The following is a 16,028-nucleotide window of genomic DNA, read 5'->3' as shown; positions in this document are numbered from 1 at the left end:
TTAGAAAGAATACAAAATAACTTAGGTGCTTAACATTACTATATGGGCTACTCTATAGTATAGCATACCGACTAAAAATCAAGTGATTTCCTTTTTGAACTTAACAAAAAATCACTGCTAAACTTAAATATGTTCTTGTGAGGTATATATGGTATTTCGTAATCACTTGCTTTTTATTGTTTGTTATAATAGAATATAGCATTCGATATCCATTATACCTACCATTCTGGATTCGTTATTATTTTAAAGACTTTTTATGTATGCCTATAGTTTTTGGATGTTGTTTATTGATTCTTCAATGGATAAAAAAAGATCCACTATATAACATTCCAATACTACCGATAATAACTTTAAGCTTTCTTTATTCCATCTATTTTGAGTTAATCCTGCCATCGTTCATGCAGCGATATACTGCTGATCTTATGGATGCCATAATGTATTTCTTGGGTGCCTTCCTTTTTTATGGCATCCAGCATTTAGAAAAAACTAACTAAATTATACAGAATTGAGATAGTATACTATTTACTTAATCTGCCTTTTCGAATTTTGGATTAATAAAAATCTCATTATTACGTAATCGCTTCATATAATTTTTTAGGTCTCCACGGATTTCAGAAGACATTACATACAATCCAATAATATTTGGAAAAGACATTGCTAAGATCATCATATCAGAAAAACTAAGCACTGCACCTAAACTTGCCGAAGCTCCCACCACCACAAATAAAAGAAACATGATCTTATAAATTAGTTCTGATTTTTTACTTCTTCCAAAAAGATACGTCCACGAACGCATGCCGTAATAAGACCAGGAAACCATTGTTGAAAATGCGAATAAAAAAACAGCGAAAGCAAGTACCGCAGGAAACCAGGAAATTACGCTCCCAAAAGCATCAGCAGTAAGTTCTACACCCCCCATACCGTCAACTTCGTGCATTCCGGTAAAAATAAGCACCAAAGCTGTCATCGTACAAACAACCATGGTATCTATAAATGGTTCAACCAGCGAGGTAAAACCATCAGCAATGGGATTTTTAGTCTTAGATGCACTGTGGGCAATAGCAGCAGATCCAACCCCAGCTTCACTAGAGAATGCCGCCCTTTGCAACCCTACAATCAACACGCCTATAAAACCGCCTTTCATGGCACTGGCCGAAAAAGCCCCATCAAAAATTGCATGAAACGCATTTCCTATATTTTCAATATTGGTCCCTATTACCACAAAACATCCTAAAATATATACAATGGCCATGAATGGCACTACCTTCCCGGTTACTTTAGCAATACTGTTAATACCACCAATAATTACAATTCCTACCAAAACGGCAAAACCTAAACCAAACCAAAATCCATGACCTTCTAAAAAAGGAATCTGGTCTGAAACAATTTTAAACGCCTGGTTAGACTGAATCATATTTCCCCCACCAAAAGAAGCTCCTACACCCAAAACAGCGAATAAAATAGCCAGTACTTTACCGGCTCCTTTCATATTTCTTTTTTCCAGTCCATATCGCAGATAATTCATTGGACCACCAAAAATCCGTCCTTCTTCATTAATATGGCGATATTTTACTCCAAGTGTGCACTCCACAAATTTTAAAGACATGGCGAAAAAACCAGCAATAAACATCCAAAAAGTCGCTCCTGCTCCCCCTAAAGAAATAGCAACTGCTACCCCTGCAATATTCCCTAATCCAACAGTTGCTGAAACCGCCGTTGTCATTGCTTCAAAATGTCTTATTCTCCCAGGAGCATCCGGATTATCATATTTTCCTTTCGCAAGATCTATAGAATGCGTAAAACCTCTAACATTTATAAAACCAAGACGAAACGTAAAAAAAATACTTCCTAAAATAAGCCATATTACTATAAAAGGGATAGAGTTCTTACGCACATCTCCATTAGGATACAATACTGGTTGTGGGGAATCGTAAATTATATTTGCTAATTGATGTGCATTTTGTTCTATCACATCTTCTTTATTGTCTGGATTAAAAATAATTGCACCTTCTTTTACCGCATGCTTTAATGTTCCGCCAGCTGGCGCGTAAACAGGAATTTGTTCCTCATTCCCTTTTTGTACAATAGCAATTTTATCTCCTTTTTCAATTTTCCCATTTTCTTGAATTAACCAGCTTTGTAGCGTATATTTTTTCTTGGTTTTAGCATCAAATTCAGGAATTAAAACAGGTCGTTCATCGGTATACACTACAGGATCATAAAGTCCTAAGGGTTCGAACGGGTCCCAAAATAAGATTCCTTCTAAAAAATCTACAGCCGGTTGGGCGCGGCTATTTACTTTTTCGGTAATAGATGAAGCTTCAATTTTAAAACTCTTTTTGACCTTCTCACCGTTAGCATCGGTCACTGTTACCTGGTGCGTTAAGCCTTCTATAAAACCTGTAGCTTTTTTAGCATCCAAAGGTGTTTCTTTTTGGCTCCATTTATATTGATAGGGCGGGGTTCCTCCTTTAACCTTCACTATTGCTTCAGCATCGTTAATCTCCTGAGAAGGATTATTCGTGGCCACCGAAACCTGAAAATCAGCTTCGTTTTGTGCTAATAATGAAGTAAAAAAGCATTGGATTAATAAAAAACAAACAATGTAGTTTCTTCGCATAAATAATTAGATTAAATTATAATTCAGTCGTTATTTAATTTATTTTCTTTAGCAAGAATCTTCGGTAAGGTATTACTGCAACAGGATTTATTCTCTATAAGAATCCCTGTTTTTTCATCCACTCATCATTAAACATTTTTCCCACATACCGGCTACCATGATCGTGAAATAGTACAACCACAACATCATCTTTTTCAAAATGCTCTTTTAATTGTAAAAGTCCTTTTGCTGCGGCTCCGGCAGAATTACCTAAAAAAAAGCCCTCTTCTCTTGCCAGTTTTCGGGTGTAGATGGCAGCATCCTTATCGGTTACCTTGGTAAATCCATCGATTACACTAAAATCCACATTTTTAGGTATAATATCCTCCCCTATACCTTCGGTAACATAAGGATAAATTTCGTTTTCATCAAATTCGCCGGTTTCGTGATATTTTTTAAACACAGATCCATAAGTATCGACCCCCCAAACTTTGATCTTAGGATTTTGCTCTTTTAGATATTTTCCAACACCAGAAATAGTTCCTCCAGTACCAACACCAACGACAAAATGAGTGATTTTACCATCGGTTTGCTTCCAGATTTCCGGACCGGTGCTTTCGTAATGTGCCTTGGTATTGGCAAGATTATCATACTGGTTTACATACCAGGAGTTTGGTGTTTCTTCAGCCATTCTTTTAGCTACAGAATAATAACTTTGAGGATCGTCTGGAGCTACATCGGTTGGACAAACTACAACCTTACTCCCTACGGCTTTTAGAATATCCATTTTTTCCTTGCTTTGCTTATCAGACATTACACACACCATTTTATAACCTTTTACAATCGCGGCTAGTGCAAGTCCCATACCGGTATTACCGCTAGTTCCTTCAATAATAGTTCCGCCCGGTTGTATTAATCCTTTAGCCTCAGCTTCTTCAAGCATCTTTAAAGCCATACGGTCTTTAACTGAATTACCGGGATTAAACGTTTCGTATTTAGCCAGGACAAGCGCATCAATTTCAGCAGTAAGTTTGTTCATTTTCACCAAAGGCGTATTCCCAATGGTTTCCAGGATATTCTCAGCGTAAGTCATGCAATTTTTTTTGGATTCACAATGTAGGGAATCCAAAAGGATAATTCTGTTTAAGAAAAATTAAAACTTGCTATTAAATTTTAATAATTTTTTAGATTTGAATTCTGGAAAATGAATATACTTTTGCGCAAAAAAATCATGAGAAACTTTATTGCACAACAGGTTATCTTTCTTGGGATTACCTCCTTATTATTTAATATTTCCTGCCAGAACGAAAAGAAAGAAAGCAATCTGGATTCTCAAAGCGAATGGCAAGAAAAAAGTCCCAGACAAAAATGGGATTATACCGGCAATTATCAGGTAACTTTACCCTGCGCCGATTGTAAAGGAATCATCGTTAAACTGCAATTAAAAAAAGATAACTCTTATAGAATTGTAAAAAATTACAACGAAAATGATAGCGTTGCAGGTGAAATTAAAACCGAAACCGGCCAATATCAATGGAGCGAAAATGATTCTTTGATTATCCTGAACAATCAGAAATTTAAAGTATCAGACAATGTTTTGTCCTGGAAAAATCCTGAAGTTGACAGAATCAAAAAAGATAGCACCAAAAGTTATACGTTACGTAGAATATAAAAGGACTAAATATTCCAGCGCAACTCAATTCCCCCTATCCGGATTACTACAATAAAGTTTTCTAATGAAAAGAAATAATTAGACAGGTAGGGTAATAAAATTCTAAAATTTGATAAATTTTACTCGAATTTTATCGATTTTACTGGCGATATTTTAGCGATAATCATCGAAGGGATAAGCAACATTAGCATACACAGAATAAGCGTCCCGGCATTCACGGCCAAAATATAATCCCAACTTATATAAATAGGAACTTCGCTTACATAATAGGTCTCTGGATTTAAAGGAATTAATTTAAAATACTTCTGGATAAAAAGTAATCCCAAACCTATCACATTCCCCCAAAATAGGCCAAGCAAAATGAGGTAGCCCGCATTATACAAAAAGATCTTTCTAACCGACCAATCCTGGGTGCCCAATGCTTTAAAAATACCTATCATTTGCGTACGCTCTAAAATAAGTACTAGCAACGCAGTGATCATATTTATCCCGGCTACCAAAATCATAATGCCGATAATCAGGGCAATATTAAAATCGAAAAGGGAAAGCCATTCAAAAATATTATAATATTTCTGGCCAATATGCTGTGCGTCCAAAAACGACCCGGTGTTTAGATAAACCTCGTTCCATTTTTCATCCAGCTGATCAAAATCATTTATAAAAACTTCAAAATTACCAACCTCGTTGTCCTTCCAGCCATTTAACTTTTGGATATGTCGTAAATCGGCAATTAAATACAGTTCATCAAAATCCTGAAAACCTGAGTCATAAATTCCAACAATTTTAAATCCGCGCACAAAAGGGCGGTCCCTGCCTTCCCTAAGAAAATAAGTAGGCGCGCGATCCCCAACTTTTAAATGTAACCGGTTTGCAAGATATCTGGAAATTAAAACCTCATCATTAAGGTTGGATGAATAATCGGGTAATTTTCCTGCAACTAAAAAATCTTTAAAAAAAGACCAATCATAATCGGTCCCTACTCCTTTTACAATTACTCCTTCAAAATCATCTGCAGTTCTAATGATTCCTGCTTTAGTAGCGGTACCCTGTATGTGCGTTATTCCAGAAACCGCATTAAAATCTGGATAAAAATCCTGATCCTTAGAAACCGGCTCTAGCGTCACTTCACTGCTATTATTATCGTAATTGGTAATAATAATATGCCCATTAAAAGCTGCTATTTTATCCCTGATTTTCTTTTGCAACCCCAAACCTGTAGCAAAAGATACCAGCATCATCACCACTCCGATTGCAATTGCAGCAATGGCAATTTTTATAATAGGCGAGGAAATACTACTTTTATCTTTATTGGCGCTTATTAAACGCTTAACTACAAATAATTCAAAATTCAAGAGCTACAATTATATGATTAACCGGTTATTCAAAAGTACATTTTTATTCACTCTTATCGTAATTCTTTCTTGCGGAAACGTAGAAGCCGATAAAAATAGAACTCAGTCCTCTTCAACAAAAAATAAGAATGATATCAATTCTTCCGAAGAAATAATAGAGGATATTGTTGTAGGTGCTAATCTAACAGATTTATACATGCCATTGCTACACGGCAAAAAAGTTGGAGTAGTAGGAAATCAATCCTCCTTAATACTTAATAAAAATAAAGAGTATGTGCATCTGGTCGATTCGCTTCTGGCACTCAATGTAGCGCTAAAAAAAGTTTTTGCACCTGAACATGGTTTTAGAGGAAAAGCCGATGCCGGTGAAAAAGTGGAAGACGGCAAAGATCCAAAAACAGGATTACCTGTAATTTCCCTATATGGAAATAATAAAAAACCTAAACCCGAACAATTAGAGGATATCGAGATATTGATTTTTGATCTTCAGGACGTCGGGGCTCGCTTTTATACCTATATTTCATCGTTACATTATGTAATGGAAGCCTGTGCTGAAAATAATATTAAACTTTTGGTTTTTGACCGCCCAAACCCTAACGGACATTATGTAGATGGACCGATTCTCGAAAAAGAATATCAAAGTTTTGTGGGAATGCATCCTATTCCCGTTGTACATGGTTTAACGATGGGAGAATACGCCAAAATGATCAATGGGGAAAACTGGTTAAAAAACGGTATTCATTGTAATCTGCAAGTAATTAAAATGAGTAATTACGATCACCAAAAAAAATATAGTTTACCGGTAAAACCTTCTCCTAATCTACCCAATGATAAATCTATAAACCTTTATCCTAGTCTTTGTTTTTTTGAAGGAACCAATGTTAACGCCGGTCGCGGTACCCATAAACAATTTCAGGTTTTTGGGTCCCCTTTTTTAAATGCTAAAGAGTTTTCGTATACGTATACGCCACTATCAATGGATGGCGCAAAAAGCCCTAAACACTTAGGCAAAAAATGTTTTGGTGAAGATCTTAGCGAAAGTACGTATTTAAATAAAATCAACTTAAAATGGCTTATAAGAGCATATAATAACACTGAAAATAAAGCCGGATTTTTCAATAGCTTTTTCACTAAACTTGCCGGTACAGAAAAACTACAAAAACAAATAGAAAATGGCCTAAGCGAAGAAGAAATTAGATCAACCTGGAAAAGCGGATTAAAACAGTTTAAGATAAAACGAGAACAATATTTGCTATATCAATAAAAAGAAAAACTATGGAAAATGAATGGTTGCAAAGATGGGAAGATCGTTTTCAAAAAAGAGGAATACGCCTACGGAATTGAACCAAATAAGTTTCTAGCACAGCAACTTAACCACTTTAAACCGGGAAAAATACTTTTTGGGCTGAAGGTGAAGGAAGAAACGCCGTTTATGCAGCTAAAGAGGGCTGGAATGTTTCAGCTTTCGACATTAGTACTGAAGGTAAAAATAAGGCCTTAAAATTAGCAAAATCAAATCAAGTTCATATTGATTATAGGGTTGGTCATCTCCCCGATTTAAAGTTTAAACCTTACCACTTTGATGTTATAGCATTAATCTACGCTCATTTTCCTGCCGAAATTCGTAAAAAATTCCATTCAATATTAAGCACTCATCTTAAACCAGGTGGTCGTATTATTTTTGAAGCTTTTGGAGAACATCATTTAAAATATCGCAAAGAAAATCCTAATGTTGGTGGTCCTAAGGATCAGGCTTCTTTATTTTCTAAAAAGGAAGTACAGAAGGATTTCAAAGATTTTAAAGTGATTCTTTTAGAAGAAAAGCCTGTAGCACTTCAAGAAGGTTTATATCACAATGGCACCGGATCTGTACTCCGTTTTATCGCAGAAAAGTTATAGTTCAAAATTATCGAATTTAAACTTTTATCCGGCGTTTCATTTCTTCTACAATATTAAAAGCAGCAGGGCAAATAGCGGTATTTTTGATAGTAAGATTCGATATTTTATGAAAGTCTTTTCTATCTGTATGGGGATATTCCCGGCAGGCTTTTGGTCTCACATCGTAGATTAAGCAGTAGTTATCATTTCCTAAAAAAGTACAGGGAACATTTTGCAACACATAATCTTTATCTTCGTCTACTCTAAGATACTGATCGATAAATTGCTGTGGCTTCAGTTTTAAAAATTTACTAATACGTTCTATATCTTTATTTGTAAACAGCGGCCCCGTAGTTTTACAGCAATTTGCACAGTCCAAACAATTGGTTCTGGCAAACTCTTCCTCATGCATTTGTTGCATTTTAACGTCTAAATCTTTTGGTGGTCGTTTCTTTAGCTTAGAAAAAAACTTTTTATTTTCCTTCTGCTTATCTTTGGCCTTTCCCGGCAGCTCTTTTAAAATTTCCTGCATGCCGCAAAGATAATAAGATTATGAAGGAAAAAGATATCTTCGGAATGGCGATGAAGGCCTATTATTTCAAAAAAGATAAAACTCCGATTATTGTACATTCGCCAGATTTTGACAATGACGAGATTGCCATTGAATACCTTTTCAGGGATTTTTCTGAAATGCCAAAAACCGAGCAGCAGGCGTTACAACTCGCCTACGGAACTGTGCTTGATGTAGGTTGCGGTGCTGGAAGTCATGCACTTTATCTTCAGCGAAAAAATTTTAAGGTAAAAGCGATTGATACTTCTGCGGGTGCCATAGCCATTGCTAAAGAACGCGGGGTTATTAATGCTGAAGTAAAAGATTTTTATGCCGAACATGAAACATATGACACCTTATTGTTTTTAATGAATGGAACCGGAATTATTGGTAACCTTATAAATACCGATAACTTTCTAGCTATCTGTAAAGAAGTGCTAAAACCGGGGGGGCAGATTTTAATCGATTCTTCAGATCTTAGTTTTCTCGAAGATGAGGAAGAACCTAATAATGATTTAGATCGTAAGTATATAGGAGAAATTGATTTTTGTATAAGCTATAAAGGAGAAAAGTCCAATTATTTTCCATGGCTCTATATGGACTTTGAATTGCTTAAATTAGCAGCCGAAAAAAATAATTTTAATTGCGAATTAATAGTCGAAGGAAAGCATTACGACTATCTAGCAAAACTTACCATTAGAAATGATTAAATTTGAACACTATATTATATAATTCATGAAGAAGTTTTACAAGTATTTTTATACACTTTTCCTATTTGTAGCAATCACCTCTTGTTCTAGTGATGGCAATGGGATCGATGATCCTACTGATGACGAACCAGCAATCGATCGATCATTAAATAAAAAAGGACTTGGGGATTCTGCCCATGACCTATTAAGCGATGATACTTATACTTCGATTAAAATCGAAGTATTATATGTAGATGGCTATCAGCCTACCGTTGCGGCTATGAATAATTTTAAGGCTTTCCTGGAAGAACGGGTTTACAAACCTGATGGCATTTCTATTAGTTCCCGACCAGTGGCGTCATCAGGCCTTGCACCTTTCGAAATTCAGGAAATTGTAGATATCGAAGATGAGCAGCGAAGTTTCTATAATGTAGGCGACGAAATTAGTATTTATATTTATTTTGCTGACGGCAGCAACGAAGATGATACGGATCAACGTTATGTTCTGGGATCGGCTTATCGTAATACCTCCATGGTTATATATGGGGAGACTATAAATAAATTTGCAAACAGAGTAAATGCGCCTAGCAAAAGCGTGATAGAAACTGCGGTATTAAATCACGAATTTGGGCATTTATTTGGCTTGGTAAATGTTGGTACCGAACTTCAAAGTGATCATGAAGATCCTGATTCTGATGGGCATTGTACTGAAGAAAAATGTTTAATGCGCGCTTCTTTAGAGTTTGGTACGGGCATTATCAATCAGATTCGTGGTACACCTCCTGAACTTGGACCAAAGTGTATTGCTGATCTTCAAGCAAACGGCGGAAAATAATTGACTGTTTTAATATATAAAAAAGCCTTTTTGGAAATCAAAAAGGCTTTTTTATTATTGTTTTATGAGCAATTATTTTTTCTCAAGTTTTTTGTTTTTCGCAAATCCAATAATCGAAACTACTAAAATACCAATAGCAACTCCGTTTAAAAATCCTCTCCAGGTATCTGTAAACATCTCTACTTTAAAAGAAACTACACTAACCACTATTAAAGCTAACCCTAAAATTAGTAGTATTAGTGCTTGTTTATTACTTGAATTTCTTAGCATTTTATATTTTTTAGTTTGCGACTTCACTTATAAATTTGATTCTAAATAAGCGAAGTTCCTCATCATCGTAATCTCCATCAAATTCTTCAAGTGCGGCTTCAATTTTATCGGTTTCAGCTTCCAGAAAATATTCGTGTAATTCTTCCTGCTGATCCTCATCCAAAATTTCCTCAAGATAATAATCGATATTAAGTTTGGTTCCACTATATACAATAGCTTCCATTTCTTTAATAAATTCAGGCATTTCCATACCTTTAGCTGAAGCGATATCGTTTAGTGGTAATTTTCTATCTACACTCTGGATGATAAATAATTTTAAACCACTATTTGCTCCTGTCGTTTTTACGACCAAATCGTCTGGACGAATAATTTCATTATCCTCTACATATCTTTCGATAAGGTTCACAAAATCTTTACCGTATTTTTTAGCTTTTCCCTCACCAACACCATGAATATTTCCTAGCTCTTTTAGATCTACGGGATATTTAAGCGCCATATCTTCTATAGACGGATCCTGAAAAACCACGAATGGTGGAACACCGTTTTTCTTGGCCACTTTTTTTCGTAGTTCCTTTAGCATGCCTACTAATTTATCATCGACTCCGGTTGAAGCTTTAGATGTTACAGCGGCATTATCGGTATTTTCATCAAAAATATGATCGTGAGTCATCATAAATGACTCGGGCTGCTTTAAAAACTCTTCCCCTTTTGGTGTTAATTTTATTACACCATAGGTTTCTATATCTTTTTTAAGATAGCCAGCAACAAGTGCCTGCCTGGTCAACGCCATCCAAAAGCTTTCGTCTTTATCTTTCCCTTTTCCAAAAAGAGGATTAGCATCGGTTTTATGCGATACAATTAAAGCGTTACTTTTCCCCATAAGGGTCTTTACTACTTCTTTGGATTTGTATAACTCTTTCGTGTCCTTAATTACTTTTATGAGAAGTTCTAACTCCTCTTTGGCCTCGTGTTGCTTTTTAGGATTACGAACATTATCATCCATCGACGCACCATCTCCTGTTTTTTCGTCGAATTCTTCACCAAAATAATGAAGAATAAATTTTCGACGGGAAATCGAAGTTTCTGCATAAGCCACCACTTCCTGAAGCAATGCATGGCCTACCTCCTGCTCTGCAACAGGCTTACCACTCATAAACTTCTCTAACTTTTCAATGTCTTTATAAGCATAAAATGCAAGGCAATGTCCTTCTCCGCCATCACGCCCTGCTCTACCCGTTTCCTGATAATAACTCTCGATACTTTTTGGAATATCATGATGAATTACAAAGCGTACATCAGGCTTATCTATTCCCATTCCAAAAGCAATGGTAGCGACTACAACATCTACTTCTTCCATCAGGAACATATCCTGATGTTTCGACCTTGTCTTAGCATCTAAGCCAGCATGATAGGGAATAGCATTTATTCCATTTACCTGAAGCGTCTGCGCAAGTTCTTCTACCTTTTTTCGGCTAAGACAATAAATGATCCCGCTTTTACCATTGTTTTGTTTTACAAAACGAATAATATCCGCATCAACATTTTTTGTTTTCGGTCTTACCTCGTAATACAAATTAGGGCGGTTAAAACTTGCCTTAAAGGTTTTAGCTTTTGGTATCCCAAGATTTTTAAGAATATCTTCCTGCACTTTTGGAGTGGCAGTAGCGGTAAGGGCAATAATTGGAATATTCTCTCCAATACGTTTAATAATTTGCCGCAAATTTCGATATTCAGGTCTAAAATCATGTCCCCACTCGCTTATACAATGCGCTTCATCGATAGCCAGAAAAGATATCTTTTGTTCTTTAAGGAAATCAACATAATCTTCTTTTGTAAGCGACTCTGGCGCTACATAAAGTAGCTTGGTCACACCGTTGATAATATCCTCTTTTACCTGTTTTACTTCCGTTTTATTAAGCGAAGAATTTAAAACATGAGCAACACCGTATTCCGAAGAAATTCCACGAATGGCATCTACCTGGTTTTTCATTAAGGCGATTAGGGGCGATACTACAATTGCTGTTCCTTCTTCAATCAATGCAGGTAGCTGGTAGCATAGGGATTTACCTCCTCCTGTTGGCATTATTACAAAAGTATCGTTTTTATGTACGATACTGGCCACAACATCCTCCTGAAGACCTTTAAACTGGCTAAAGCCAAAATATTTCTTCAGTTGTTTATGTAAATCAATTTCAGTCAAACTCATTCAATTGTGTTACAATTTTACATACATTTGCACATCTAAATATACATATTTCTTTAGTATCTGCAATCCTTAATTATTTCAAAATTTGAAACTTCAGCAAAAAATTTTAAATGTCGCCAAAGAAACTGTAAAAATCGAAGCTAAAGCGATTGCAAATTTAGAACATCTTATTGATAATGAATTTGTAGAAGCCGTAGAAAATATTTATAATTCTAAAGGAAGGGTTATCGTTACCGGTATAGGAAAAAGTGCAGTTATAGGTAGTAAAATCGTTGCGACCTTAAATTCTACCGGAACTCCAGCCATATTTATGCATGCTGCAGATGCTATACACGGGGATTTAGGCATTATTCAAAGAGACGATATCGTTATATGTATTAGTAAAAGCGGGAATAGTCCTGAAATTAAGGTCTTAGTTCCGTTTATTAAGGATTTTCATAATACGCTTATTGCCATCACTGCCAACAGAGATTCATTTTTAGGAAAATCTTCAGATTTCATCTTGAATTCTTATGTAGAGAAAGAAGCTTGTCCTAATAATCTGGCGCCAACAACAAGTACTACCGCACAATTGGTTATTGGCGATGCTTTAGCTATTTGTTTGTTAGAATTAAGAGGTTTTTCAAAGGAAGATTTTGCGAAATATCATCCAGGCGGCAGTCTGGGAAAAAAACTATATTTGCGCGTTAAGGATATCGCACAGCAAAATATGAAACCAAGTGTTTCTCCAGAAACCACCGTTACCGATGCCATCATTATTATTTCTGAAAATATGCTGGGAGTAACTGCCGTTTTGGAAAACGATAAAATTGTTGGTATTATAACCGATGGCGATATTCGTAGAATGCTAAAAAACAATGACGAATTTAAGAACCTTACCGCTGGTGATATCATGAGTACCTCTCCTAAAAGTATCGATGAAGAAGCTTTGGCTACCCAGGCACTCGATCTTTTGGAGGAAAATAAAATATCTCAATTATTAGCTACCAAAAACGGAAAATACAGTGGGGTGGTTCATATTCATAATTTAATAAGAGAAGGAATTTTATAATGAAAAAAATAGGACTGCCACAACAAGAGGAACCAGAAATGTCTTTTTTAGATCATCTTGAAGAGTTAAGATGGCATCTAATACGAGCTGTGCTCGCCGTAGTTATTGCGGCAACTGTAGCTTTTTTTCTGAAAGGCTTTATTTTTGACATCCTTCTCTTTGGCCCTAGTAAAGGTGATTTCTGGTCGTACAATATGCTCTGTAAATTATCCGAAATGGTAGGAATTGATGGTGGTTTTTGTTTTGAGGAACTGCCATTTACCATACAGAGTAGAACCATGGGTGGCCAGTTTTCTGCACACGTATGGACCTCGATAACCGCCGGTTTTATTATAGCCTTCCCTTTTGTAATCTACGAATTTTGGAAGTTTGTGGCACCGGCAATGCATGAAAATGAACGTAAACATGCCAAAGGTTTTATTTTTGTAACTTCATTTTTATTCTTTCTAGGTGTCCTTTTTGGCTATTATGTAGTAACCCCACTATCCATCAATTTCCTTGGGAAGTATCAGGTTAGTGAACTGGTGTTAAACGAATTTGACTTAAGTAGTTATATCAGCCTGGTAAGGGCTTCGGTAATCGCAACAGGACTTATATTCGAGCTTCCTATCCTTATTTATTTTCTTACAAAAGTGGGCGTGGTCACCCCTCAATTTTTAAAAACATATAGAAAATATGCACTAATAATTGTACTTATAGTCTCTGCGGTAATTACACCTCCAGATATTGTAAGTCAGATTATTGTTGCTGTACCGGTACTTATACTTTACGAGGTAAGTATTATTATTTCGAATATTATTTATAAAAGAGAAATTAAAGAAAAAAGTTAGGCTATGATCAACCAGGTTGACGAATTCAATTCGTACCGCCAAAAAATGAACGATAAAATTCTTGGAGAGAATAATAAAGTTCTAAAACGTATTTTTAATTTAGACACCAATGCTTTTGCTGAAGGAGCATTAGATAAAAAAACTAAAGAGCTTTTAGGTCTTGTAGCATCATTGGTGTTACGTTGTGACGACTGCGTAAAATACCATTTAGAGAGCAGTTTTAATGAAGGTTTAAAGCGTGAAGAAGTAATGGAAACTTTAAGTATCGGAACCTTAATAGGAGGCACTATCGTGATTCCTCACTTAAGAAGGGCCTTTGAATACTGGGAATCTTTAGAACAAGCAAATACCGAAAAATAAATCGGTATAATTTATGTTTATACTGAATTAAACCTCTAGCATGAAATTAAGAGCCGACGATCTTATAAAACAATACAAAGGAAGGAAAGTAGTAAAAGGAATTTCCCTTGAAGTAAATCAGGGTGAAATTGTTGGGCTCCTGGGACCTAACGGAGCCGGAAAAACAACCTCTTTTTATATGATTGTCGGACTTATAAAACCAAACAGTGGTAGTATTGTTCTTGATAAAGAAAACATTACGAATTTCCCTATGTACAAAAGGGCTCAGCATGGGATTGGTTATCTGGCTCAGGAGGCTTCCGTTTTCAGAAAATTAAGTATAGAAGATAACATTATGAGCGTTTTGCAGCTTACCAAGCTTTCTAAAAAAGAACGCCATATGAAAATGGAATCCCTAATTGAAGAATTTGGCCTAAATCATATTCGTACTAACCGTGGAGATCTTTTAAGTGGTGGGGAGCGTCGTCGTACTGAGATTGCTCGTGCCCTGGCAACCGATCCCAAGTTTATTCTTTTAGATGAACCTTTTGCAGGTGTAGATCCTGTTGCGGTGGAAGATATTCAGCGCATTGTAGCGCAACTAAAAAATAAGAATATCGGGATCCTAATTACCGATCATAATGTACAGGAAACTTTGGCAATAACAGACCGCACGTATTTAATGTTTGAAGGAAGTATTCTTAAACACGGTATACCGGAAGAACTTGCCGAAGATGAAATGGTTCGAAAAGTCTATCTTGGCCAAAACTTCGAACTTAGAAAGAAAAAGCTTTTTCAGTAGAATATTATAAGTCAAAAATTGTATGTTTTTATTATCTTTTTAATTTTTCTTTCCAAAGAAAACCGATAACAACACATAACTCAATATAATCATCGGTATTGCTAAAAACTGAAATAACACAATTAAAACCACACAAAGAATCAGGAAAATATATCTAATCTCATTTCCTTTAAAACCCCAGTTTTTAAATTTTAAGGCAAACAAAGGTAGTTCAGCATTCAAAATAATCACACTAATAATTGTTAGCGCAAAAAGAAACCATTCATTTAGAATGATTCCGGTAGCAAAACTATTGGGTTGATAAGTCAAGATTAAAGGTAATGAAAGGATCAATAAGGCATTTGCCGGTGTTGGCAAGCCAATAAATGAGTCGGTTTGGCGATCATCTACATTAAATTTCGCCAATCGATAAGCTGAACCTAAAATGATTAGTAAACCAAAAAGAGCTAAGGGATTGAACGTAAATTCCAGCCAATTGGTATCAGCCGTCCATTGCTTTACACCATTATCACCTGGCAATGCCATAGTGAATAACTGAAACATCACAATACCCGGCACTACACCACTGGTCACTACATCGGCAAGGGAATCTAATTGTAAACCCACATCACTCTTTACATCTAAAGCTCTAGCCGCTAATCCATCAAAAAAGTCGAAAAAAATTCCTAGTGCTACAAAGAAAGCCGCCGCCACCAAATTTCCCTGAACGGCAAAAATTACGGCAAGACTACCACTAAATAAATTACAAAGCGTTATTAGGTTAGGTATATATTTTTTCATTGATTGGCTAAATTTCAGTGCAACTAAAATAGGTATTTACACCTCAATCTCTAATAAAATTTCCTTAAAACCTATTTTCGCACCTGAGTTTATTATTTTTGATGTCTGAAACCAAAAGCAAATTTGCAGCATTAACAACAGTAATATTAGATTGCAATCAGTTAAGAAAATAATT

General features: G+C 35.7%; 17 protein-coding genes. 10 read left to right on the top strand and 7 right to left on the bottom strand.

The genetic code is table 11. The features are described 5' to 3' along the window. Positions 1-526 precede the first annotated feature (526 nt). Together AC13DP_RS09880 and AC13DP_RS09875 are read right to left on the bottom strand one after the other, a co-directional pair. On the bottom strand, positions 527-2,620 hold the full coding sequence (locus tag AC13DP_RS09880; protein ID WP_483067720.1) for an amino acid carrier protein: 2,094 nt from the start codon (positions 2,618-2,620) through the stop codon (positions 527-529). 94 nt (positions 2,621-2,714) lie between these two features. Continuing rightward, a complete protein-coding gene (locus tag AC13DP_RS09875; RefSeq protein WP_483067719.1) occupies positions 2,715-3,692 on the bottom strand; it encodes a PLP-dependent cysteine synthase family protein in 978 nt (325 codons plus the stop codon). A gap of 138 nt (positions 3,693-3,830) precedes the next feature. On the opposite strand from AC13DP_RS09875, the gene AC13DP_RS09870 reads away from it, so the two are divergent. Next, positions 3,831-4,271, top strand: a complete 441-nt coding sequence (locus AC13DP_RS09870; RefSeq protein ID WP_483067718.1) for a copper resistance protein NlpE N-terminal domain-containing protein — start codon at positions 3,831-3,833, stop codon at positions 4,269-4,271. Positions 4,272-4,390: 119 nt separating this feature from the next. Here the strand turns inward: AC13DP_RS09870 and AC13DP_RS09865 are convergent, their stop codons facing one another. Next, on the bottom strand, positions 4,391-5,623 hold the full coding sequence (locus AC13DP_RS09865) for an ABC transporter permease (protein WP_339809611.1): 1,233 nt from the start codon (positions 5,621-5,623) through the stop codon (positions 4,391-4,393). A gap of 13 nt (positions 5,624-5,636) precedes the next feature. Here AC13DP_RS09865 and AC13DP_RS09860 point away from each other — a divergent pair, with 13 nt between their 5' ends. From AC13DP_RS09860 to AC13DP_RS09850, 3 genes are read left to right on the top strand one after another with little or no spacing between them, the layout of a single operon-like run. Next, positions 5,637-6,887 carry an exo-beta-N-acetylmuramidase NamZ family protein gene (locus AC13DP_RS09860; protein WP_483067717.1) on the top strand — a complete coding sequence of 417 codons (1,251 nt, stop codon included), beginning with the start codon at positions 5,637-5,639 and terminating at the stop codon, positions 6,885-6,887. Between the two features lie 18 nt (positions 6,888-6,905). Further along, complete coding sequence (locus AC13DP_RS09855) at positions 6,906-7,124, top strand: hypothetical protein (protein ID WP_483067716.1); 219 nt, start codon at positions 6,906-6,908, stop codon at positions 7,122-7,124. After that, positions 7,094-7,522 carry a methyltransferase domain-containing protein gene (locus AC13DP_RS09850; RefSeq protein WP_483067736.1) on the top strand — a complete coding sequence of 143 codons (429 nt, stop codon included), beginning with the start codon at positions 7,094-7,096 and terminating at the stop codon, positions 7,520-7,522. Before AC13DP_RS09855 ends, AC13DP_RS09850 begins: the two co-directional genes overlap by 31 nt. A 16-nt stretch (positions 7,523-7,538) precedes the next feature. Here AC13DP_RS09850 and AC13DP_RS09845 read toward each other — a convergent pair whose 3' ends face one another. Next, a complete protein-coding gene (locus AC13DP_RS09845; RefSeq protein WP_013070636.1) occupies positions 7,539-8,033 on the bottom strand; it encodes a YkgJ family cysteine cluster protein in 495 nt (164 codons plus the stop codon). A 20-nt stretch (positions 8,034-8,053) separates the two neighbouring features. Between AC13DP_RS09845 and AC13DP_RS09840 the strand changes: the two genes are divergently transcribed. Together AC13DP_RS09840 and AC13DP_RS09835 are read left to right on the top strand one after the other, a co-directional pair. Next, positions 8,054-8,761 (top strand): class I SAM-dependent methyltransferase, encoded by a 708-nt coding sequence (locus tag AC13DP_RS09840; RefSeq protein ID WP_483067715.1) that lies wholly within the window; start codon positions 8,054-8,056, stop codon positions 8,759-8,761. Between the two features lie 25 nt (positions 8,762-8,786). After that, positions 8,787-9,575, top strand: a complete 789-nt coding sequence (locus AC13DP_RS09835) for a hypothetical protein (protein ID WP_272958584.1) — start codon at positions 8,787-8,789, stop codon at positions 9,573-9,575. 72 nt (positions 9,576-9,647) lie between these two features. On the opposite strand, the gene AC13DP_RS09830 is transcribed toward AC13DP_RS09835, so the two are convergent. Then, the gene (locus AC13DP_RS09830; RefSeq protein ID WP_041578709.1) at positions 9,648-9,845 is read right to left on the bottom strand and encodes a hypothetical protein; all 198 of its coding nucleotides are present in this window, start codon (positions 9,843-9,845) and stop codon (positions 9,648-9,650) included. A gap of 10 nt (positions 9,846-9,855) precedes the next feature. After that, positions 9,856-12,051: a DNA helicase RecQ gene (gene recQ, locus AC13DP_RS09825; RefSeq protein ID WP_483067714.1), complete on the bottom strand. Its 2,196-nt coding sequence runs from the start codon at positions 12,049-12,051 to the stop codon at positions 9,856-9,858. Between the two features lie 85 nt (positions 12,052-12,136). On the opposite strand from recQ, the gene AC13DP_RS09820 reads away from it, so the two are divergent. The 4 genes from AC13DP_RS09820 to lptB are packed head-to-tail and all read left to right on the top strand — an operon-like array spanning position 12,137 to position 15,073. After that, positions 12,137-13,102, top strand: coding sequence for a KpsF/GutQ family sugar-phosphate isomerase (locus tag AC13DP_RS09820; protein ID WP_013070631.1), 966 nt, complete (start codon positions 12,137-12,139; stop codon positions 13,100-13,102). Beyond that, complete coding sequence (tatC, locus tag AC13DP_RS09815) at positions 13,102-13,932, top strand: twin-arginine translocase subunit TatC (protein WP_483067713.1); 831 nt, start codon at positions 13,102-13,104, stop codon at positions 13,930-13,932. Before AC13DP_RS09820 ends, tatC begins: the two co-directional genes overlap by 1 nt. A gap of 3 nt (positions 13,933-13,935) precedes the next feature. Further along, positions 13,936-14,292, top strand: coding sequence for a carboxymuconolactone decarboxylase family protein (locus tag AC13DP_RS09810; RefSeq protein WP_013070629.1), 357 nt, complete (start codon positions 13,936-13,938; stop codon positions 14,290-14,292). Between the two features lie 40 nt (positions 14,293-14,332). Beyond that, positions 14,333-15,073: an LPS export ABC transporter ATP-binding protein gene (gene lptB, locus AC13DP_RS09805; RefSeq protein ID WP_013070628.1), complete on the top strand. Its 741-nt coding sequence runs from the start codon at positions 14,333-14,335 to the stop codon at positions 15,071-15,073. A 39-nt stretch (positions 15,074-15,112) separates the two neighbouring features. On the opposite strand, the gene AC13DP_RS09800 is transcribed toward lptB, so the two are convergent. Then, entirely contained in the window at positions 15,113-15,853 is a 741-nt protein-coding gene (locus AC13DP_RS09800; RefSeq protein ID WP_483067712.1) for a CDP-alcohol phosphatidyltransferase family protein, read from the bottom strand. Between the last annotated feature and the right edge of the window lie 175 nt (positions 15,854-16,028).

This window comes from Zunongwangia sp. L-65 (genome assembly GCF_056859415.1).
The sequence above is the reverse complement of the archived record's forward strand: the minus strand, read 5'-3'. Positions and strand labels throughout refer to the sequence as shown.